This is a genomic window from Gemmatimonadota bacterium (genome assembly GCA_009841265.1).
Lineage (GTDB): Bacteria > JAAXHH01 > JAAXHH01 > JAAXHH01 > JAAXHH01 > JAAXHH01.
Genome location: VXMB01000007.1, coordinates 39597 through 59512, shown reverse-complemented (window position 1 = coordinate 59512; position 19916 = coordinate 39597). Strand labels below are relative to the sequence as shown.

General features: G+C 61.7%; 22 protein-coding genes, 5 tRNA genes and 1 other RNA gene. 26 read left to right on the top strand and 2 right to left on the bottom strand.

Annotation, left to right across the window (positions count from 1 at the left end; genetic code table 11):
• The 26 genes from F4X08_01935 (at window position 1) to F4X08_01810 (ending at window position 17795) form a co-directional block, all read left to right on the top strand.
• Window positions 1-86, top strand: a tRNA-Ser gene (locus F4X08_01935).
• Window positions 87-221: 135 nt separating this feature from the next.
• Window positions 222-294 (top strand) — tRNA-Ala (locus tag F4X08_01930).
• A gap of 84 nt (window positions 295-378) precedes the next feature.
• Window positions 379-646: signal recognition particle sRNA large type (gene ffs, locus F4X08_01925), an RNA gene on the top strand.
• A 55-nt stretch (window positions 647-701) separates the two neighbouring features.
• Window positions 702-2840: a DNA polymerase III subunit gamma/tau gene (gene dnaX / locus F4X08_01920; protein ID MYD24557.1), complete on the top strand. Its 2139-nt coding sequence runs from the start codon at window positions 702-704 to the stop codon at window positions 2838-2840.
• 44 nt (window positions 2841-2884) lie between these two features.
• Window positions 2885-3202, top strand: coding sequence for a YbaB/EbfC family nucleoid-associated protein (locus F4X08_01915; GenBank protein MYD24556.1), 318 nt, complete (start codon window positions 2885-2887; stop codon window positions 3200-3202).
• Between the two features lie 82 nt (window positions 3203-3284).
• Window positions 3285-3887, top strand: a complete 603-nt coding sequence (gene recR, locus F4X08_01910) for a recombination protein RecR (protein ID MYD24555.1) — start codon at window positions 3285-3287, stop codon at window positions 3885-3887.
• A gap of 51 nt (window positions 3888-3938) precedes the next feature.
• On the top strand, window positions 3939-4523 hold the full coding sequence (gene pgsA / locus F4X08_01905) for a CDP-diacylglycerol--glycerol-3-phosphate 3-phosphatidyltransferase (GenBank protein ID MYD24554.1): 585 nt from the start codon (window positions 3939-3941) through the stop codon (window positions 4521-4523).
• Entirely contained in the window at window positions 4415-4981 is a 567-nt protein-coding gene (locus F4X08_01900; protein MYD24553.1) for a phosphatidylglycerophosphatase A, read from the top strand. The genes pgsA and F4X08_01900 overlap by 109 nt, the downstream gene beginning before the upstream one ends.
• A complete protein-coding gene (locus F4X08_01895) occupies window positions 4978-6264 on the top strand; it encodes a competence/damage-inducible protein A (GenBank protein ID MYD24552.1) in 1287 nt (428 codons plus the stop codon). Before F4X08_01900 ends, F4X08_01895 begins: the two co-directional genes overlap by 4 nt.
• A gap of 31 nt (window positions 6265-6295) precedes the next feature.
• On the top strand, window positions 6296-6850 hold the full coding sequence (gene thpR, locus F4X08_01890) for an RNA 2',3'-cyclic phosphodiesterase (protein MYD24551.1): 555 nt from the start codon (window positions 6296-6298) through the stop codon (window positions 6848-6850).
• Window positions 6847-7503 carry a regulatory protein RecX gene (locus F4X08_01885; protein MYD24550.1) on the top strand — a complete coding sequence of 219 codons (657 nt, stop codon included), beginning with the start codon at window positions 6847-6849 and terminating at the stop codon, window positions 7501-7503. Before thpR ends, F4X08_01885 begins: the two co-directional genes overlap by 4 nt.
• The gene (alaS, locus tag F4X08_01880) at window positions 7500-10136 is read left to right on the top strand and encodes an alanine--tRNA ligase (protein ID MYD24549.1); all 2637 of its coding nucleotides are present in this window, start codon (window positions 7500-7502) and stop codon (window positions 10134-10136) included. Before F4X08_01885 ends, alaS begins: the two co-directional genes overlap by 4 nt.
• A 105-nt stretch (window positions 10137-10241) precedes the next feature.
• The gene (gene rfbD / locus F4X08_01875; GenBank protein MYD24548.1) at window positions 10242-11180 is read left to right on the top strand and encodes a dTDP-4-dehydrorhamnose reductase; all 939 of its coding nucleotides are present in this window, start codon (window positions 10242-10244) and stop codon (window positions 11178-11180) included.
• On the top strand, window positions 11177-12163 hold the full coding sequence (locus tag F4X08_01870) for a GHMP kinase (GenBank protein MYD24547.1): 987 nt from the start codon (window positions 11177-11179) through the stop codon (window positions 12161-12163). Before rfbD ends, F4X08_01870 begins: the two co-directional genes overlap by 4 nt.
• A gap of 16 nt (window positions 12164-12179) precedes the next feature.
• The gene (locus F4X08_01865) at window positions 12180-12764 is read left to right on the top strand and encodes an SIS domain-containing protein (GenBank protein ID MYD24546.1); all 585 of its coding nucleotides are present in this window, start codon (window positions 12180-12182) and stop codon (window positions 12762-12764) included.
• The gene (gene ispE, locus F4X08_01860; protein MYD24545.1) at window positions 12761-13636 is read left to right on the top strand and encodes a 4-(cytidine 5'-diphospho)-2-C-methyl-D-erythritol kinase; all 876 of its coding nucleotides are present in this window, start codon (window positions 12761-12763) and stop codon (window positions 13634-13636) included. The genes F4X08_01865 and ispE overlap by 4 nt, the downstream gene beginning before the upstream one ends.
• Before the next feature lie 25 nt (window positions 13637-13661).
• On the top strand, window positions 13662-14615 hold the full coding sequence (locus F4X08_01855; protein MYD24544.1) for a ribose-phosphate pyrophosphokinase: 954 nt from the start codon (window positions 13662-13664) through the stop codon (window positions 14613-14615).
• 14 nt (window positions 14616-14629) lie between these two features.
• Window positions 14630-15301: a 50S ribosomal protein L25 gene (locus F4X08_01850; GenBank protein ID MYD24543.1), complete on the top strand. Its 672-nt coding sequence runs from the start codon at window positions 14630-14632 to the stop codon at window positions 15299-15301.
• Window positions 15302-15313: 12 nt separating this feature from the next.
• Window positions 15314-15949, top strand: a complete 636-nt coding sequence (locus tag F4X08_01845; GenBank protein ID MYD24542.1) for an aminoacyl-tRNA hydrolase — start codon at window positions 15314-15316, stop codon at window positions 15947-15949.
• A 31-nt stretch (window positions 15950-15980) separates the two neighbouring features.
• On the top strand, window positions 15981-16400 hold the full coding sequence (gene rpsF, locus F4X08_01840) for a 30S ribosomal protein S6 (GenBank protein MYD24541.1): 420 nt from the start codon (window positions 15981-15983) through the stop codon (window positions 16398-16400).
• Window positions 16397-16630: a 30S ribosomal protein S18 gene (gene rpsR, locus F4X08_01835; GenBank protein ID MYD24540.1), complete on the top strand. Its 234-nt coding sequence runs from the start codon at window positions 16397-16399 to the stop codon at window positions 16628-16630. The genes rpsF and rpsR overlap by 4 nt, the downstream gene beginning before the upstream one ends.
• Before the next feature lie 32 nt (window positions 16631-16662).
• The gene (locus tag F4X08_01830) at window positions 16663-17106 is read left to right on the top strand and encodes a 50S ribosomal protein L9 (protein ID MYD24539.1); all 444 of its coding nucleotides are present in this window, start codon (window positions 16663-16665) and stop codon (window positions 17104-17106) included.
• A gap of 79 nt (window positions 17107-17185) precedes the next feature.
• Window positions 17186-17476: a hypothetical protein gene (locus F4X08_01825; protein MYD24538.1), complete on the top strand. Its 291-nt coding sequence runs from the start codon at window positions 17186-17188 to the stop codon at window positions 17474-17476.
• 15 nt (window positions 17477-17491) lie between these two features.
• Window positions 17492-17566 (top strand) — tRNA-Val (locus F4X08_01820).
• Window positions 17567-17577: 11 nt separating this feature from the next.
• Window positions 17578-17652, top strand: a tRNA-Asp gene (locus F4X08_01815).
• 59 nt (window positions 17653-17711) lie between these two features.
• Window positions 17712-17795: transfer RNA gene (locus tag F4X08_01810), tRNA-Leu, on the top strand.
• A gap of 445 nt (window positions 17796-18240) precedes the next feature.
• Here F4X08_01810 and F4X08_01805 read toward each other — a convergent pair.
• Both F4X08_01805 and F4X08_01800 read right to left on the bottom strand, forming a co-directional pair.
• Window positions 18241-18543 carry a hypothetical protein gene (locus F4X08_01805; GenBank protein ID MYD24537.1) on the bottom strand — a complete coding sequence of 101 codons (303 nt, stop codon included), beginning with the start codon at window positions 18541-18543 and terminating at the stop codon, window positions 18241-18243.
• Between the two features lie 1134 nt (window positions 18544-19677).
• Window positions 19678-19905: a hypothetical protein gene (locus F4X08_01800; GenBank protein ID MYD24536.1), complete on the bottom strand. Its 228-nt coding sequence runs from the start codon at window positions 19903-19905 to the stop codon at window positions 19678-19680.
• Window positions 19906-19916: the final 11 nt, after the last annotated feature.

Here is a 19916-nt window from a genome sequence, read left to right as displayed (position 1 = left end):
GGAGAGGTGCGAGAGCGGTTGAATCGGCACGCCTGGAGAGCGTGTGTTCACCATGTGGACCGTGGGTTCGAATCCCACCCTCTCCGTTGAACTCCGGGGAGACCCGGACAGGGAACGAAGGGGTGGTGGCCCTTGCCTGGCATTGTATGGTCCCGCCCGGACCTTATGTCCAGGCCTGGAACCTATGTCCCGACCCGGCCCTGTCGTTCCACCATAGTTTTGGGGCAGTAGCTCAGTTGGGAGAGCGCCAGAATCGCAATCTGGAGGTCGGCGGTTCGATTCCGCTCTGCTCCACTCGGAAGGCCGGGCGACTGGCAGTCGGTGTTCAAGTCAGCCGGTGTCCCGCCATCCCGTATTACAGGCTTGGATCGATTACGGTCGTGCTAGATGGGGAGTTAGCGGTGCCCTGTAACCCGCAACCCGCTACAGCGGGATCGAATTCCCATCCCGAGGATCGCACTTGCGTCGCCGGTATGCGCTGCATCCGGTATTGAAAGTCAGGTCCCGCGCAACGTGACAACGCCCAATCCCGTCAGGACCGGAAGGTAGCAGCGGTAAGCGCCTGAAGCGTGTGCCGTGGGAGCGCCTGGCCGGAGCCGGCGGCACGGATGCCTCGATACGAGTAGATTCGAGGGTGGGTGCACGACCGCTTTATCGTTTCCCCTTCGTTCCGCCTGCCTCTTGTCCCGAGTAAACCAGGCATGGAGGGTTGGGCATTGGCCTACGAAGTCACCGCCCGAAAATGGCGCCCCCAGGAATTTGACGGCGTGATCGGGCAGGAACACGTCACCACCACACTGAAAAACGCCATTCAGGCGAGCCAGATCGCCCATGCCTACCTCTTCGCCGGACCCCGCGGCGTGGGCAAGACGACCACGGCCCGCATCCTGGCCAAGGCCCTGAACTGCGTCGACGGCCCCACGGTGACGCCCTGCAACGCCTGCACGTTCTGCCAGGAAATCTCGGAAGGACGCAGCGTCGACGTATTGGAGATCGACGGCGCGTCCAACAACCGGGTCGAACAGGTCCGGACGCATCTGCTCGAGAGCGTCAAGTACACACCCAGCCAGGGCAAGCACAAGATCTACATCATCGACGAAGTGCACATGCTGACCAAGGAGGCCTTCAACGCCCTGTTGAAAACGCTCGAAGAACCGCCTGCCCACGTGTACTTCATCTTCGCTACGACGGACCCCCGGAAGGTGATCCCCACCGTGCTCTCCCGGTGCCAGCGCTTCGACTTCCGGCGCATATCGGGGCCCACCATCGTGGATCACCTGGCCATGATCAGCGAGAAGAGCGGATACGACGTCCAGCGTGAGGCCCTCGCCCTCATCGCACGCCGGGTGGACGGCAGCATGCGGGACGCCGAAAGCCTGCTGGACCAGGTCGTCGCCTTCGGCGGCACCGCGCTGACCGCCCGCGAGGCGGCGGAAGTCCTGGGCATCGTGGACCAGGACGTCTATTTCGAGTTACTGGACATCGTGGCGGAGCAGGATGTACCCAAAGGGCTGGACCTGGTCGACCGGATCTTTGGTCAGGGCCACGATCTCGAAGAGATTGTCCTGGGCATCCTGGAACACCTGCGCAACCTGCTCGTCGTCAAGGCGGCGCCCGAAGCGGAAGTGCTGATCGGCGACGCCGCCCTCGCGTTGGACCGCTTCCGGGAACAGGCTGGACGATTCGAGACGGAAGACCTGCTCCGGCTCTCCCAGCTGGCCACGCAGATGGAACAGGCGGTTAAGAACAGCGCGCTTCCCCGGGTGCAGCTCGAGACGGGCGTCGTCCGCATGATACGCATGGCCCGCTCGGTTCAACTGACGGACGTCATGTCCCGGTTGTCCGAAATGGCCCAGCGCGTGGGAACGGAAGAGGGGGGCGAAGGTTCTGGCACAGAGGCTTCCAACACGGAGGCTTCCAACACGGAGGCTTCCGAAGCCCCGGCCTCTCAGGCAGCCGATCCATCGTCTGACTCCGCACCCGTACCTTCACCTCCCCCATCGGTAGCAACCCCATCGGGACCTGCACCAGCCGATGATGCGGACCGAAGTCCCGCGGCATCCACCGAATCATCGGCGGCATCCTCCGAGTCATCGACGGCCACACCGACTTCGGCGGCATCCTCCGAGTCATCGACGGCCACACCGACTTCGACGGCATCCTCCGAGTCATCGGCGGGCGCCCCGGCTTCGCCGAAACTGGATCTCCAGACGGCCCGCAACCGATGGCCTGCCATCGTGGAAGAGATCGCCAGGCAACCAGGCTTCCTGGGCAGGCAGTTGAAGGAAGTCGAGATAAAGAGTTTTTCGCCGCCAGATGAAGAAGGGTCGGGAGGTCCCGCCACGATTACGCTCGGGTTCGAGACAGGACAGGTCTTTGTAAAGGAACGGGTCGAAAAACGTGAGAACTCGCAAATGATACAGTCGGTATGCAAAGAAGTGCTGGGAATCCCAGTACGTATCGAATGCGAGATCGACGAAAGCGCAGCGGCGGAGGTCAACACACCGAAAACCGAAGACGCCGGTGTGGAGATCGCCGGCGACATCGACCGGGCGGTTGACGCCGGTGCGGAGATGACCGACGGCGATCGGGTGGATGACGCCGAAGAGGAGATGGCCGGCGGCACCGACCCGGCCGATGACGCAGGTGCCGGTCTGGATGAATATCCCGGTTCGGCCGAATATCCCGGTGAAGCCGAAGAAATCGTCAGAGAAGCGCAGGACACCTCTACGGCCGGCAAAACAGGCGGCCAGGCGGCAAACACCCGCGCGGGCGCCGCGAAAGATCCGGCCGTCCAGAAAATCGTGAAGGCCTTCGACGGCCGGATCGTGACGGACTGAGTCCGGGTCGCGGCTAGCGAAGGCGGGCAGGAAAGGAAAAGGATATGGCCAAAGGCATGTCGGGCATGATGAAGCGCGTCCAGCGGATGCAGAAGAAGATGATGCAGATCCAGGAAGAAATGGCCGGGAAGCGGGTCGAAGGCACGGCGGGCGGCGGGATGGTGACCGCGGTGGTCGACGGCAGGCTCAGCGTCGTGGAGATCAGGATCGATCCGGCCGTGGTGGACGCCGATGACGTGGAAATGCTCGAAGATCTCATAGTGGCCGCCGTCAACCAGGGCCAGCAAAAGGCGCAGGAACTGGTGAACCAGGAGATGGGCCAGATCACCGGCGGACTGAACATCCCCGGCCTGGGTCCGTAACACGCCAACCCTTTACGATTCGCCGATTCCGGTCCGGTCTTTCTGCCCGGTCGTATTATCCGGTCGTACTGGATGTAAACCCATGGTGCGCAAATACAGTTCTGAGGCCCTGGCCATCCTGGTGGACGAGTTGAGCCGCCTGCCCAATATCGGCAGGGTGACGGCCCAGCGGCTGGCCTTCCATATCCTGAAGGGGCCCGCCGAACGTGCCTTTTCGTTGTCCGACGCCATCCGCGCGGTAAAGGAAAAAGTCCGGTACTGCAGTGTATGCTGGAACATCACCGAGTCCGAGACCTGCGGGATCTGTCACGACGCCCGGCGAAAACCGGAGACCATCTGCGTGGTGGAAGAGCCTCGCGACGTGATCACGCTCGAGAGCACGGGAGAATACCGCGGCCTGTACCACGTGCTCCACGGCGCGCTTTCGCCCCTCGACAACATCACTCCGGACGACATACGCGCCCGGGAGCTCGTGGACCGGATGAGCGAATCGGTGGAAGAGGTCATCATCGCGACCAATCCCAATATCGAGGGAGAAGCCACCGCGCTCTACCTCAGCCGCCTGATCAAGCCTCTGGGCGTGCGGGTTACCCGCCTCGCCAGGGGTCTTCCCATGGGCGGCGACCTGGAGTACGCCGACGAAGTGACCCTCGCACGCGCCCTGGAAGGCCGCACGGAGTTGTAACACGGAACTGAATCAAGACCGCCGGACCGATCCGGCGATCCCCATGCCGCCATGAACCTGCCCAACAAGCTGACCATATTCCGCATCATCCTGAGTCCCATCTTCATGGTCTTTTTCTTGGTAGATACATTGTATACACGGTATATCGCGCTGGTCATCTTCATGATCGCGGCGCTGACGGACCTGTACGACGGCTACCTGGCGCGCAAGACCGGGGTGATCACCAGTTTCGGAAAGTTCATGGACCCCCTCGCGGACAAAATCCTCACGTCCACCGCGCTGATCTGCTTCGCGTCCCTCGGCTACATCTACACCTGGATGGTCCTGGTCATCATCGGAAGGGACTTCATCGTGACCGGCCTGCGGTGCATCGCGGCCTACCGGGGCCTCCTCATCCTGCCGACCCAGGTGGCCAAGTGGAAGACCGCTTCGCAGATGGTGGTCATCGTGATCATCCTGCTCTATATCAACGTCCAGACGACCATGATCGCCTTCGGCCAGTGGAACGGTGAGTTCGACGATATCGCATGGTGGGTGCTCAACGGCATGGTCTTCGTCTCCATGGTCCTCACGGTCAGTTCCGGCCTGGACTACGTGGTCAAGAACCGGTCCATCATCACCAGTCTGCTGAGGTAGGCATGCGCACCTTGATCACCTTGCTGTCGACCGGATGTTACGTCGGCTACACGCCCCTCGCGCCCGGCACGGCGGGCAGCATTCTGGGGCTCGGGCTGGTCTGGGCGCTGACCGGTCCGCTCGGGCTAACCGTATCCTATTACCTGCTGGCCACCGCGCTCTTTTTCGTATTGGGCATCTGGGTATCGAGCCGGGCGGAACCCCTGTTCGGCCACGACGGGCCCAGGATCGTCATTGACGAAATCGCCGGCGTCCTGATCGTCTTCGCCGCCATGCCCTTCGATCTTTTGACCGTAGTCGCGGGGTTCGTCCTGTTTCGCGTCCTGGATATCTGGAAACCCTTTCCCTGCGACCGGGCGCAGCGCCTCCCCGGCGGGCTGGGGGTCATGATGGACGATGCCGTGGCCGCGGTCTACGCCCATCTCCTCTTGCGGATCGTAACGGGGTTCTTGTCATGAAGTCCGCCGCGATAATCACGATCGGCGACGAACTGCTCTACGGTTCCGTGGTCGATACCAACGCCGCCTATATCGGCCGGCGCCTGACGGAAACGGGTATCGAGCCGGTCTGTTCCATGACCGTCGGAGACGAGGGACCAGGCATCGGCCGGGCCCTGGAAACCGTGTGCCGTCAGGCGGACGTGGTGCTCGTCACGGGCGGACTCGGTCCGACGCACGACGACGTGACCAAGACCGTCATCGCCGAGGCGATCGGGCAGGACCTGGTCTTTCATCCCGAAATCATGGAGACCGTGGAGCGGATGTTCACCCAACGGGGCATGACCATGCCGGAATCGAACCGCATCCAGGCCTATATGCCCCGGCACGCCGAGGTGCTCGACAATCCCGTGGGCACGGCGCCCGGCTTCCTGGTTCGCCACCACGCCGCCGCCGTGTTCGTCATGCCGGGCGTGCCCCGCGAGATGATGAAGATGCTGAACGAACAGGTGCTGCCGCGGCTGAAGGACCAGGGCGCGGGGAGGGTCATCCTGCACCGGTGGATCCGCACCACGGGCATCGGCGAATCGAATCTCTCCCAGATCATCGGCGATGTCATCGAAGCCGCGGAGGATGTCAAGATCGCCTCCCTGCCCCAGGAGTCCGGGGTGAACCTGCGGCTCACGGCCGAGGGCCGCACCGGGGAGGAAGCCCGGCGGCGCATCGAAGCCGTCGAGTCCAGGATGGTCGCCCGGGCCGGTGAGCATATCTACGGCGTGGACGACGATACCCTCGAAGAGGTGGTGGGGAGCCTGCTCCGGGAGGCAGATGCGACGGTGGCGATCGCCGAATCCTGCACCGGCGGCCTCGTGTCTTCCCGCATGACCGACGTGCCGGGCAGTTCCGATTACCTGCTGGAAGGGGTCGTGTCCTACAGCAATGCCGCGAAAATGGCGCGGCTGGAGGTGCCGGTGAGCACGATCGATCGTCACGGCGCCGTCAGCGAGGAAACGGCGGCCGCCATGGCCCAGGGTGTCCGGCATACCAGCGGCGCCACTTACGGACTGTCCACGACCGGCGTGGCGGGCCCCGGCGGCGGGACGCCCGAGAAGCCGGTGGGACTGGTCTACCTGGGTCTCGCCTCGGCGGACGGCGTCGAGACGCGAAAACTCATGCTGGGTCCGGACCGGCAGGTCAACAAGACCCGGGCCGCGCTGGCCGCCCTGAACCTGCTGCGGCAAGCGCTTACCCGCGCGGCCGGCACGAACCGGATCCCCGGGAACCGCAACCCGCAGGCCACGTAGACAACCCGCAGGCCACGTAGAAAGGTATTCGATGCGAACGTTCATCGCCGTGGAAGTCCCGGATTCCGCAAAGGACCGGATCGCGCAACTGATCAATCACCTGAATACGACGGGGACCGACATCAAGTGGGTCGAACCGGACAACATCCACGTCACGCTGAAATTCCTCGGTAACATTGGTACGGACCAGCCGGCGGTCATTCGCGATGGGCTGAGCGCGGCGCTCGATTCGGCGGGCGCCTTCGACCTGAAACTGGGACGCATCGGCGCCTTCCCGGATATGAACCGCCCGCGCGTTTTCTGGGTTTCGATCGTAGAAGGACGGGACGAACTGGTCGCCATGCAGCAACGCATCGAGGCCGAACTGCACGCCCGCGGCTTCGTTCGCGAGGAACGGCCCTTTTCGCCGCACCTGACTATCGGTCGGGTGCGATCGCCGCGGGGCCTGACCAAGCTGACGGATCTGATCGGAGACATGGCCTTCGAGACCGAACCATTTGCGGTGAAGCGCGCGGCCGTGGTGAAGAGCGATCTGAAACCGGACGGGCCCTTGTACACGGTCATCGATCATGTCGAACTGGAATGACCATGCCGACCATAACGGATATCACGCCGCGGGGGAGTGGAGGTCGACGGGAACGCAAGGTCACGATCGACGGGGAACGCATCCTGACGATTACGGAAGAGACCTTCCTCCGGTTCGGACTATTCGACGGTCAGGCGATGGACCCGGAACGGCTGCAGGAAGTGGAACTGGCCGACGGCGTCTCCCGGGCCATGACCGAAGCCCACCGGCTCATCGACCACCGCATGCGGACCCGCCGCGAGCTGGCGGTGAAACTCAAGTCCAGGGGCCGGACGGACGAGGTGATCGACCAGGTGCTGGACCGGCTGGAACACGCGGGGCTGATCGACGACGGGCGCTTCGCCCGGCTGTGGATCGACGAACGGCTTCGAAGAAGGCCGGCCGGCCTGTCCCTGCTGCGCCGCGAGTTGCGTCAGAAGGGGATTGACGCCGAAGTCGTCGATACCGCCCTCGAGGAAAGTGCATCCCGCGAAGGGGAAACCGAACGGGCCTACGAGGCGCTGCGCCGCCAGTCCTATCGATATGCCCGGCTCGACCGCGATGCGGCACACCGCCGCATGGTCGCCTTCCTGGGCAGGCGCGGGTTCGGGCAGGCCGTCATCTACCAGGTCGTCCATCGCGTGCTGGACGAGATAGAGGAGTCCCGAAATTGACCGGAGCCGAACTGCGAAAGTCCTTTATCGAGTTTTTCGCCGACCGTGGCCATACGATCGTGCCGAGCGCCAGCGTGGTGCCCTGGGATGATCCCACGTTGCTCTTCACCAACGCGGGGATGAACCAGTTCAAGGACGTTTTCCTTGGGAAGAGCACCCGCGAATACGTGCGCGCGGTGGATTTCCAAAAGTGCATTCGCGCCGGCGGAAAGCACAACGACCTCGAAGACGTGGGCCGGTCGCCCATCCACCAGACCTTCTTCGAAATGCTCGGGAACTGGTCCTTCGGCGACTACTACAAGGAAGAAGCCATCACCTGGGCCTGGGAACTGCTCACGGAGAGGCTGAAACTCCCCGCCGAACGACTGTGGGTTACCGTGTTCCGCGAGGATGACGAGGCCGAGCTGCTCTGGCAGCGTCACACCGGCGTGCCCGCCGACCGCATACTCCGATTCGACGAGAAGGACAACTTCTGGGAAATGGGCGAGACCGGGCCCTGCGGTCCCAACTCGGAAATCCACTACGACCTGGGTCCGGAGCGGACAGGTCGGAATGAAGATCCCGGCCATGTCGGCGGGGCCAACGGAGACCAAGCACTTGAAGACCCTACACGCTTGGTGGAAATCTGGAACCTGGTCTTCATCCAGTACGACCGAGGCGCCGATGGCGCGTTGACGCCCCTGCCGTCCCGCCACGTCGACACGGGCATGGGGTTCGAACGCATGCTCAGCATCCTTCAGGGCGTGGATTCGAACTACGAGACCGACGTGTTCCGCCCACTGATGGACCACATCGGCGAACTGTCGCAACATCCCTACGCGGAAGGGGATACGGACGTGGCCTACCGCGTCGTCGCCGATCATATCCGGGCCCTGGCGTTCGCAATAACCGACGGCGCTCTGCCTTCCAACGAAGGGCGGGGCTACGTCCTCAGGCGCATACTCCGGCGCGCGGCAAGGTTTGGCCGCAATCTCGGCCTGTCTGATCCCTTCCTCTACCGGCTCGTGCCGACGCTCACCGAAGAGATGGGCGCAGCCTACCCGGAACTCCGTACCGCGCAGGAAAAGGTGGAGCAGGTGATCCGGTCCGAAGAGGAAAGCTTCGGGCGCACGCTCGATCACGGCATCGAACTCTTCGAGGATATCGTCGAACGGGCAGGCGCCGAAGGTCGAAATAAAATCCGGGGCGAAGAGGCCTTCAAGCTGTACGATACCTACGGTTTCCCGGTGGACCTGACACAGCTGATGGCCGATGAGAAGGACATGACCGTGGATATGGCCGGCTTCGAGGCGGAGATGGAGGGGCAGCGGGAGCGGTCAACAAAAGCGAGGATCACGAGCGGTACGCCATCAATCACGGTTGATGTCAAGGTTGTGAACCCTACCATATTTCTGGGATACGATAAGCTCGCCGTCGAAGATGCCGAGGTCGTAACTGCTGAGGGTGATTACGTCATCCTCACCCAAACCCCCTTCTACGCCGAATCGGGCGGACAGGTGGGCGACGCCGGCTGGCTGGAGACGGAATCGTGCGGTCGGATCGCCGTGCTGGACACCACGCGGGACGGTGACACCATCATCCACCACTGCGACCCCGAAAGCGCCGCCGATCTCAAGCCCGGCATGACCGTCACCGCGCGGGTCGACGCAGCCCGCAGGCAGGCCATCATGCGGAACCATACGGCGACCCACCTCCTGCACGCCGTGCTTCGGGAAACCCTGGGCGCCCACGTGGAACAGCGGGGTTCCGTGGTCGCGCCCGACCGCCTGCGTTTCGATTTCTCGCATTTCAGCGCGGTCACGCCCGAAGAACAGAACGCGATCGAACGCCGGGTCAACGAGCTCGTCTGGGAGAACATCGGCGTGGAACCGTTCGAAACCGACCTGGAAGACGCGAAGCGCCAGGGCGCTATGGCGCTTTTTACGGAAAAGTACGAGGACCGGGTGCGCGTGGTGCGCATCGGCGAGGTAAGCCTGGAGCTGTGCGGCGGCACCCACCTCGGCGCCACGGGCGAGATCGGGTTGTTCCGGCTGGTCCGGGAGTCGGGCATCGCCGCCGGCGTGCGGCGGGTGGAGGCCCTGACCGGCGCCGGCGCGTACGAAACCGTCAAGCGGGACGAAGGACTCGTCGCGGGGGCCGCGGAAGCCCTCAAGGGCGATCCGGAGGACCTGGTGAAAAGGGCCGGTGACCTGACCGCGCGGGTCCGCGAACTGGAACGGCACGTCCGCGAAATGGGCCGGTCCTCGGCGGGGAACTGGGCCGATGAACTCGTAGACGGCGCCGTGGACGCGGACGGCGTCGCCGTCGCCGCGGGCCGGGTGGATTGCCCGGACGTGGACACCCTCCGCGCCATGGGAGACACGCTGCGCGAACGACTTTCCGGCGCAGCGGTCGGCGTGCTGTTCGCCAGCTTCGAGGAACGCCCCGTATGCATCGTCGTGGTGACCGACGGCGCGATTTCCGGGCGCGGCCTCCACGCGGGCAAGCTGGCGCGGGACGTGGCCGCCTTCATCGGGGGCGGCGGCGGGGGCAAGGCGCATATGGCGCAGGCCGGGGGGAAGGACGCGTCCCGGATCGACGAAGCCGTGGATCAGGCGCCGGGGGTTGTCGAGCAACACCTGCGGGACGCCTGACCGGCAACCCGCCGGCTCCTGGATTCCGCGTAGCCCGGCCGCCAGAGTTCCGCGTAGCCCGGCCGCAACCGTCGACGACGACCTGGACCAGATGAACACAAGAAAATGAGCATCCTCATAACCGGGGCCCGGGGACAACTGGGTACGGACCTGCAGCGTTCGCTGGTGGATCACGAACTGATTCCGTGCACGCACGGTGAACTCGACGTCACCGAGAAACACCGCGTTTACGGCCTGCTGAAGGACCACCGGCCCGAAGCGGTGATCAATACCGCGGCGTACCACCGCGTCGACGAATGCGAGTCCCATCCCGACAAGACCTTCGCCGTCAATGCCTTCGGCCCCTGGCACCTTGCCATGGCCTGCCGCATGTACGGGGCGAAACTGGTGCACGTCAGCACGAATTTCGTCTTCGACGGCACGGCGGACCGACCTTACCGAGAGGATGACCTGCCCCTGCCCCTGAATGTCTACGGCACGGCCAAGCTCTCCGGTGAACACCTAGTGCGTTCGACCTGGGACCGTCATTTCATCATCCGCACCACCGGTCTGTTCGGCCACTCCGGCGGGGGCGGGAAAGGATACAATTTCGTCGAGGCCATGATCCGTGCCGGCACCGAAAGACGAGAAGTGGTCGTGGTCAGCGACCAGGTGATGTCGCCCACGGGGACGGCCGACCTGGCCCGCGCCCTTGCGGAACTGGTGACCACCGACGCCTTCGGCACGTACCATGTGACCGGCGCAGGCGCGTGTTCCTACTATGACTTTGCACGGACCATATTTCGAAAAACGGGCATCGAAGCGGCCTTGAAGCCCACGACCACCGAAGCGTACGGCGCTCCCGCCGCCCGGCCCCTGTACACGGTGCTGGACAACGGCCGGATCAGGTCCATGGGCATCGCGGAATTACCTGCCTGGGAGGACGCCCTGGACGGATACCTGGCGCGGCGGGCAGGCCGCGGCGATTCGCAATTGGCTGGCCCGACCGACGCGCGGGGGGCGCACCCGGACGCCACCGACGAAACCACCGGCGGGAATCCATGATCATCACCCAGACGCCCCTGCGCATCAGCTTCGCCGGCGGCCTCACGGATTTCGCCGATTTCTACGAACGGGAGGACGGTCTGGTCGTCAGCGCGGCCATCGACAAGTACATCTTCGTCATCATCAACGAACGGTTCGACGACCGCATCTACATCAACTACTCGAAGCGGGAGGCCGTCGATCATCCGGATGAGATCGAGCACGACCTGATCCGGGAGGCGCTGCGGCTCACCGGCGTGACCCGGGGCGTGGAGATCACGACGCTGACGGACATCCCTTCCGAGGGATCGGGCCTGGGGTCCTCGAGCAGTATCACGGTAGGCCTGCTGAATGCCCTGTATACCTATTGCGGCAACCCGCAGCCGACCGAGAAACTGGCGCGGGACGCCTGCGAGATCGAGATCGAACGGTGCGGCCAGCCCATCGGGAAGCAGGACCAGTACATCGCGGCCTACGGCGGACTGTGCGGGTTCACGTTCCGGCCCGGCGGCGTGGAGGTGGAACGCCTCGGCCTCGCCGACGGCCACGCGGAACGGTTGAGCGAAAGCCTGATGCTGTTCTACACCAACAAGACCCGCAAGGCGGAGACCATCCTGCGCGAGCAGAAAGCGAACATGACCGACAAGTTCGCCCTGGTGAAAGAGATCAAGTCCGTGGCGCAAAGCGCGCGATCAGCCCTCGCGGCAGGGGAGATCGACCGCATGGGCGAGCTACTGGACCGGGGCTGGACCTGGAAGTACAAAATGTCCGGACTCGTGAGCAACGACGAGATCGACACCATGTACCGGAAGGCCAGGGACGCCGGCGCCACGGGCGGCAAGGTGTGCGGCGCGGGCGGCGGCGGCTTCCTGCTCCTGTGCTGCCCGGAGTCTACCCAATACCGGGTGCGCGACGCGCTGTCCGACTACCGGGAACTGCCCTTCAACCTGGAACGCGACGGCACCAAGGTGATCTTCAACATGCGAAGGCAGGTATCGAAATGATCCGCGAATACCTCGAATGGACGGGGGTGGTCCGATGATCCGCGAGTACCTCGAATGGACAAAGGAGGTCCTCGGCCGGATCGAACCCGGCGAAGTGCAGGCGCTCATCGATCTCCTGATGGACGCGCGGAAGAACGGGCGGGGGATCTTCGTCATCGGCAACGGCGGCAGCGCGGCCACGGCTTCCCACTTCGCCGTGGACCTGGGCAAGGGCACGCTCCGCGGCACGGAGGACGCGTCCCGCTTCCGGGTCAACAGCCTCACCGACAACCTGCCCTACGTCACGGCATGGGCCAACGACTTCGACTACGACCTGGTCTTCGAGCAGCAGCTGCGCAATCTCGGCGCGCCTGGAGACGTAGTCATCGGCATCAGCGCGTCGGGGAACAGCCCCAACGTGATCCGCGCCATGGAGTTCGCCCGTTCCGCCGGGATGATAACGGTCGCGGTGACAGGGTTCTCCGGCGGGAAGCTGAAGGAAATGGCCGATCACTCGGTCCACGTCCCCGTGGACGACTACGGCATGGCGGAAAACATGCACATGATCATCGTCCACATCATCATCACGCAGACTACCTCCCGCATTGCGGACGGCGAATGACCCTTCGTTCCTTTGCCAAGATCAATCTCGCCATTCACCTGCTCGGCAAGCGGGCCGACGGCTACCACGAGATCGTCACACTGATGGAGACCGTGGACCTGGCCGATGAACTGGAAGTGTCCGCACAGGAGCAGGGAACGACCGTCTCCTGTTCCGATCCGGCCGTACCGACGGACGGGCGCAACCTGGTCCACAGGGCGGCCGGACTCGTGCGTGAGCGCTGCGGACTCGGCGAACGGGGCGCGCGGATCCACATCGAGAAGCGCATCCCCGTGGCCGCGGGACTCGCCGGCGGGAGCGGCAACGCGGCCATGACGCTGCACGGGCTCAACGCGCTCTGGTCGCTGGGGTTGGGGGAAGAAGACCTGGCGGACCTCGCCGCGGAGCTCGGATCCGACGTGCCCTTCTGCCTCCATGGCGGTGTGGCCGTAGCTTCCGGACGGGGGGAAAAGGTCGCCTGGCTGGATGCGCCCGGACCGCGCCACTACGTCCTGGTCTGCCCGCCCCTCGAAGTCGCGAGCGGATGGGCCTACAGCCAGTGGAAAATGGAATTGACAAAAGACGCGTCCTGTATTAACTTAATCTCTTCTGTCATGCAGGCCGGGGATGCCGATAGACTGGCCTCCTGTCTGCATAACGACCTGGAACCGGCGGTCCGGGCAGCCCACCCCGAAATCGAAAGGGCGAGGGACCTGCTTGCGGGCGCCGGACTGAAGGGTATGCTGATGTCCGGCAGCGGCCCGTCGGTCTTCGGACTGGCACCCGGCCGGGCGGAGGCGGAACGGATAGCACAGGACTTGCGGGGACGGGTTGAACCGTCCTGGCGGGTCTTCGCGGTCTCCTCGTCATCCCGGCGGGATGCCGCGGTTTAATCGAGGTACTAGAGGAGGGCGGCACGTGGCGGTCGGTTTGAAGATTCTGAGTGGGAATTCAAACGCACCGCTTGCACAAGACATCTGCGAATATCTCGGCGTACCCCTGGGCAACGCCGCCGTTTCCCGTTTCAGCGACGACGAGATCCGGATCCACATCAACGAGGACATCCGCGGCACCGACGTGTTCGTAGTCCAGTCGACCAACTCGCCGGCGGAGAACCTCGTCGAACTTCTGTTGCTGCTGGACGCGGCCAAACGGGCATCGGCGCGAAGGGCCACCGCGGTGATCCCCTACTACGGCTACGCCCGCCAGGACCGCAAGGCGGGACCCCGGGTACCCATTTCGGCAAAGGTCATGGCGAACCTGATCGCCGCGGCCGGAGCGGACCGCGTGCTGACCATGGACCTGCACGCGCCCCAGATCCAGGGGTTCTTCGACATCCCCCTGGACCACCTGTATTCGGCGCCGGTATTTACCCGCCGGCTCAGGGAACTGGGTACTTCGGATGACCTGGTGATCGCGTCCCCGGACGCCGGGGGCATGGCCATGGCCCGGTCCTACGGCAGGCGGCTGAACTGCCCGCTGGCCTTGGTGGACAAGCGTCGGCCGAGACCCAACGTGTCCGAGGTCGTCAACGTGATCGGCGAAGTGGAAGGAAAGAACGTGATCATCCGCGACGACATGATCGACACCGGGGGGAGCCTGACCGGCGCGGCCGAGGCCCTGAAGAAGAACGGCGCGGAGACGATCTACGCGGCGTGCACCCACGCGTTGCTCTCCGGAAACGCCATGCAGAAGGTGGAGGATTCCGTACTGGACTGCCTGATCGTCTCGGATTCGATACGCCTGAACGAGGACATGTGTCGGGGCAAGCTGGAACAGTTGTCCGTGGCGTCCCTGTTCGGCGAGGCGATCAAGCGCATACACGAAGAAAAATCCGTCAGTTCGCTCTTCGAATCGTCGGATCAGACTTGAAACAGGAGAAGTAGATGAACCAGGTATCGTTAAAAGCCCGTCAGCGGACGGACACCGGCAAACAGGTCGCCAAGTCGCTTCGGCGGGACGGCGCGCTACCCGCCGTGGTCTACGGCAGCGGGGAATCTTCCACGCCGCTGACCCTCGACTATCGCGAGTTCGAGGGCTTCCTCAGAAAGACCCGGGGCGAGAGCGTCGTCATCAACCTGGAAATCGAGGGCATGGAGGACAAGAAAGCCCTGTTGCGGGATATCCAGCGGGACTACCTGAGAAACCAGTTGCTCCACGCCGATTTCCAGCAGATCAGGATGAGCGACCGGATCACCACGGAGGTTTCGCTCGTGATGATCGGTGAGCCCATCGGCGTGACGAGAGACGGCGGCGTGCTCGACCAGTCCCTGCGGGTGGTCGAAATCAGTTGCGTGGCTTCCGAGATTCCAGAGCACCTGGAAGTGGATATCAGCGAACTGAGCATGGGCGATACGATCCACATCAGCGATCTTTCCTTCGAGAACGTCGAAATCGTCACCGACGGAGAGGTCGCCGTGGTATCGGTACTGACGCCGATGGCCGAGGAGCCGGAGGAAGAGGAAGTCGACCTGGAGCAGGAAGAGCCGGAAATCATCGGCCAGGCCCGGGAAGACGGCGAGGAAGAAGACGGGACCGAGGACGAGCAAGAAGACTAAGGCAGCCCGGATATGTGTCAGCATGCCGATTCCGGTTCCTTGCGGCCCGCAGAGCGGCCTGACGATCCGTCCATGCATGCCTTCATCGGCCTTGGCAATCCCGGTGTCCGGTACGCGGACACGCGCCACAACGCCGGTTTCGACGTGATCGACACCTGGCTTCGGCGCCTCGGTCTTGAGCTCGCCCCGGTCAGCGAGCGGTTTCACGGCGCCGTCGCGAAGATCTGCGGACTGCCCGTGGCGCTGGTCAAGCCGGTGACCTTCATGAACCGCAGCGGTTACGCGGTCCGGGAGGCGGTGGGACATTACGAACTCGACGTCGATCGCATCGTGGTCGTCTGCGATGACGTCAACCTGCCCTTCGGTACGCTGCGCCTCAGGGCGAAAGGCAGTCATGGCGGCCACCGGGGCCTGGAGTCCATTATCGAGGCGCTGGGCACGGAAGCATTCGCCCGCCAGCGCATCGGCATCGACGTCCCCCGGGACGCCGATACGCTGGTCGATTACGTGCTGGAGGTGTTTACCAAAGAGGAAGCAACGGATCTGCCCATCGTCCTCGACCGGGCCTGCGACCAGCTGGAGGTGTTCGTAAGCGAAGGTTGCGGCGAGGCCGCGAACCGGTATAACGGTCCGTCGTTCACGGACTGAACCGTCGTTCACGGACTGAAGGCCGTCCGGCTTGAGCGAACCCGCAAACAACTTAAGGAGCATGCACGTGCGGTCTTATGAAACAGTGGTGATTATCGATTCCAAGCTCGAAGAAGCACCGCTCGAGGAAGAAATCTCCGCCATCGAGGGGCTTATCGCGTCGAACCAGGGAGAAGTCATCGACACGGAACGTTGGGGAAGCCGAAAGCTCAGCTACGAGATTAACGACGCCCATCAGGGCAATTTCACGCTGATCCGATTCGACGGCGAACCGGCCCTGGTGGACGTGCTGGACCGGTCGTTCAAGTTGAACGGTCGCGTGCTCAGGCACATGACGAAGCGGGTCAGGAAGCATCCGGCCCATGTATACGAGAAGGCGGAACAGGCCGAGAAAACCGAGCAGGCCGAGAAGGCGGAACAGGCCGATAAGAAAACGGGAGCGGAAGCATGAACCAATCCAGAATGACCAGGGGGAGAAAGCAGAAACGCATACCGGGCCGCATCAAGAACATCGATTACAAGGACCCGAAGGCGCTCCGGCGCTTCGTCACCGAACGGGGCAAGATCGTGCCGAGCCGGATTTCCGGCGCGAGCGCGTTATGCCAGCGGCGCCTGGCAAAGGCCATCAAGCGGGCCCGGGCCATCGGCCTGCTCCCCTTTATCGAAGAAACCTACAAGTAGCCAGAAACCTACAAGTAGCCGAGGAGTCGGACGTGAAGCTCATTTTGACCGAGTCGGTGCGGAACGTGGGAAGCGTCGGTGAAATCGTGGACGTTTCCAACGGGTTCGGCAGGAACTACCTGATGCTGACGAAGAAGGCCATTCCGGCAACGCCCGGAAACCTGAAGATGCTCCAGGGCAAATTGAAGCGGCAACTGGCCCTGGAAGCCAAAACGCGGGAACAGGCCGAGGAACTCGCAGGCGTCCTGGAAGAGGTCTCCCTCACCGCCGTCGTCCAGGTCGGCGAAGAAGACCGCATGTTCGGTTCCGTCACCCATCAGCACGTCGCCGATCTGCTGAAGGAGAAGGGCTACGATATCGACCGGCGGAAGATCCATCTCGACGAGCCCATCAAGGCGCTAGGCATATACACGATTCCCATCGCGCTGCACGCCCAGGTAGAGGCCGGCGTGAAGCTCTGGGTGGTCAAGGAATAAGGGCCTTTCCGCCTTGATTTGGACTTGACGCGAAGCGCCTTTTTACCTATATTGGCCGGTCGTGGAGGCTTAAGGAGAAATGGGAAGAAGATCGCAGTCAGCGTCCGGTTCAAACCGGTCTTCCGGACGGCGGCGCGCCACGGCACCCCAGGCTTATGTCCTGCCGTTCCGTGGAAGTCACCTTCGTCTCCTCGCCATCGTACTCGGCGTCATACTGGCGGGTTTCATCGCGCTGGCCTATGAATCGATCACCCTGGCGCCGTTGCTTATGGTTTCCGGTTACTGCGTGGGCATTCCCGTGATCTTGATCTGGAGAGGGAAGTTCCCGCGAACCGGTTCGGCCAGCGACCGGGAATCGCGTCGACCGTAGCGTGGATACACCTGCGGGCGATTAGCTCAGTTGGTTCAGAGCGCATGCCTTACAAGCATGAGGTCACTGGTTCGAATCCAGTATCGCCCATGCATCAAATCGGGGGCGTAGTTCAATCTGGTTAGAGCACTGCCCTGTCACGGCAGAAGTTGCGGGTTCGAGTCCCGTCGTCCCCGTTTTATATTGACCGATAGCCCGCCTGACGCGCATGTCTCCGGCGGGCTATCTTGATTGTGCCGGAGTGGTGGAATTGGTAGACGCGAGGGACTCAAAATCCCTTGACCGCAAGGTCGTGTCGGTTCGAGTCCGACCTCCGGCATTCCAACCTCAACTCCGTAATATCCCCTATAATATCACATTGTGCCGCAAATCCCCCGACACGAAGGGGATTCACGTTCCTCGCGAAATACACGAAATAGCCCTGTGTGCAACGTTGGTAACACAGTTGAACAGGCTAATTCAAAAAACGAATTGTAGAAGACGGGGTTTGCTTATGCAACGGTGGGGTGACTTTCCGGGCTGATTAACGCGACTTGGGTTTACGCTTAATCAATTTCAACCGTAGCAAATCGTCATCAGTCCACATTGTCCTGCCAAGAATGTCTCTCAGGAGGTCTTCCCCGAAGGTTTTCTTGGGATGAATGTGTATGATGATAGGTAGGGGCATGCCATCTTTCACATAACGAGCCATGTTGTTCCTACGTACGACTTTCACCCATCCATCTTTTACAAGGGCAGTCATTAACTTTTCAACATGGACTGACTTAAGTTGTTCCCACGCTAAGCGAGAAATCGCCATGTAATTCAAGACTCCTGTAATCTTCATCTATCATTTCAGGTTCTGACACGACTTCTTCTCGCTCTAATACAAAACTGAAATTCGGACCTACCGGCAATGGTATGTTATGCACAATCCGATGCTCGATAGCTAACCCGATAGCGTCTGGTATCGAATCAAATCCTTCCTCCTCTGTCATACTTCCTATGAGAATCTCCGGGAAAGCCGGGCAAAAGAAATAGTAGCCGTTTCCATCAGGCTTATACCCTACTGTAACCCGAATAGTCATGGTAATACCCTCTGAAATATGGTAATATGGGGAGTAATATAACTATATACTTCTATATACTCCTCAAAGTTGCTTCTTGATGCAATTTGACGCAACGCGTCAGAACGGTCAACAGTAAAAACACATACATTTTGTTACTCTTTTTCATTTTTCCTTGACAATCCTAAACAAACGTGAGGGCATCATGATAACGGTCTTAGGCAACGTATTCATTAACGTACGGCCCGGCAATACCCCCGCCTGTTAGGTTTTAGTCAGGTTAAGTTCTGCAGGCTCGATTTATTTCAAGTATCTGGGACCTTGAAACCCAACCAGATATCCAGTTTCGGCTCCGATGAGGGTTAACCGGGCCTGCCGATAAAGCGGCAGCGGAATTGTCTGGCATATTAAGCTAACTCCTCGTGTTGCTCCTTCATGCTTGCTGTGTTTCGCCCTCCAGGCGTCGCGATCCGCCTTGACTTTCGCCGAGTTCCGATAGCGCCAATTTCGCATGTACTGACGCCGGTAGGGCCTGTTCCGTTATACCCTGCATGGGATGCAGTATGTCGCATTAGGACGTCCAGACAAATACGCTCCGAAATCACGACTGATTCGCGATCCTCAGCGCCTCGTCTTCGGGTACGTTTCCGCCCGCTAGGTTCTTGAAGACCGTGGACTGGTTAAGGAGCAGCGGGTTCCGAACCGGGTTCATGTTTCAAATGCAGGTCACCCAAGCGTCGCGATCCGCCCGGTCAAGATGTAGGCTGCGGTATTTTCAAGTTAAGTAATTGTTAGTAAGGAGTTGAAACGATATGAAGTAGCGTGGGGTATTATAAGAATGAATTGAGGCGCGGCGGTCGGGTTGCCGCGCCTATGCGGCAACGAGCTAGTCCTTTCTGTTTGGGTTGTTAGTCTCGAAATCCGCGATAGCCTTTCTCGCTCTTTCGTGGGCCATTTTCAAGAGCTCGGCATTGCTTTCAGAATCGCCCAGTGGGAATATATCTATATAAGCGTCATGCGCTGCACTATACACGTACGTGTGTTCAAGTATCACCAAGTCACTACGATACCTTTTCTCTTTAATCAACTTCATGATCCAAAGTACTAAATGCTGTAAAGCAAAGTGATGGGACTCGGTTGTCTTGGGGTACATCGTCACTCCTCCGTTGTAGTATCCCGCTGCTCGCGGAAACGGATCTCTTCAAGGTCATCCACGTCGTACCGCAGTATGGGACCGTTGGACGTCTGGACATCGATGCATCGGCCGCGCTTGCTTAGAACGATGGCTGACACCACGAATTCGCGACTAAACAGCCAAAACTGATCTCGGACCGATAATGTCCGTCCGCCGTTAAACTGGATCAGCGAGATTTCTTTTGTCATGAAAATCCCTC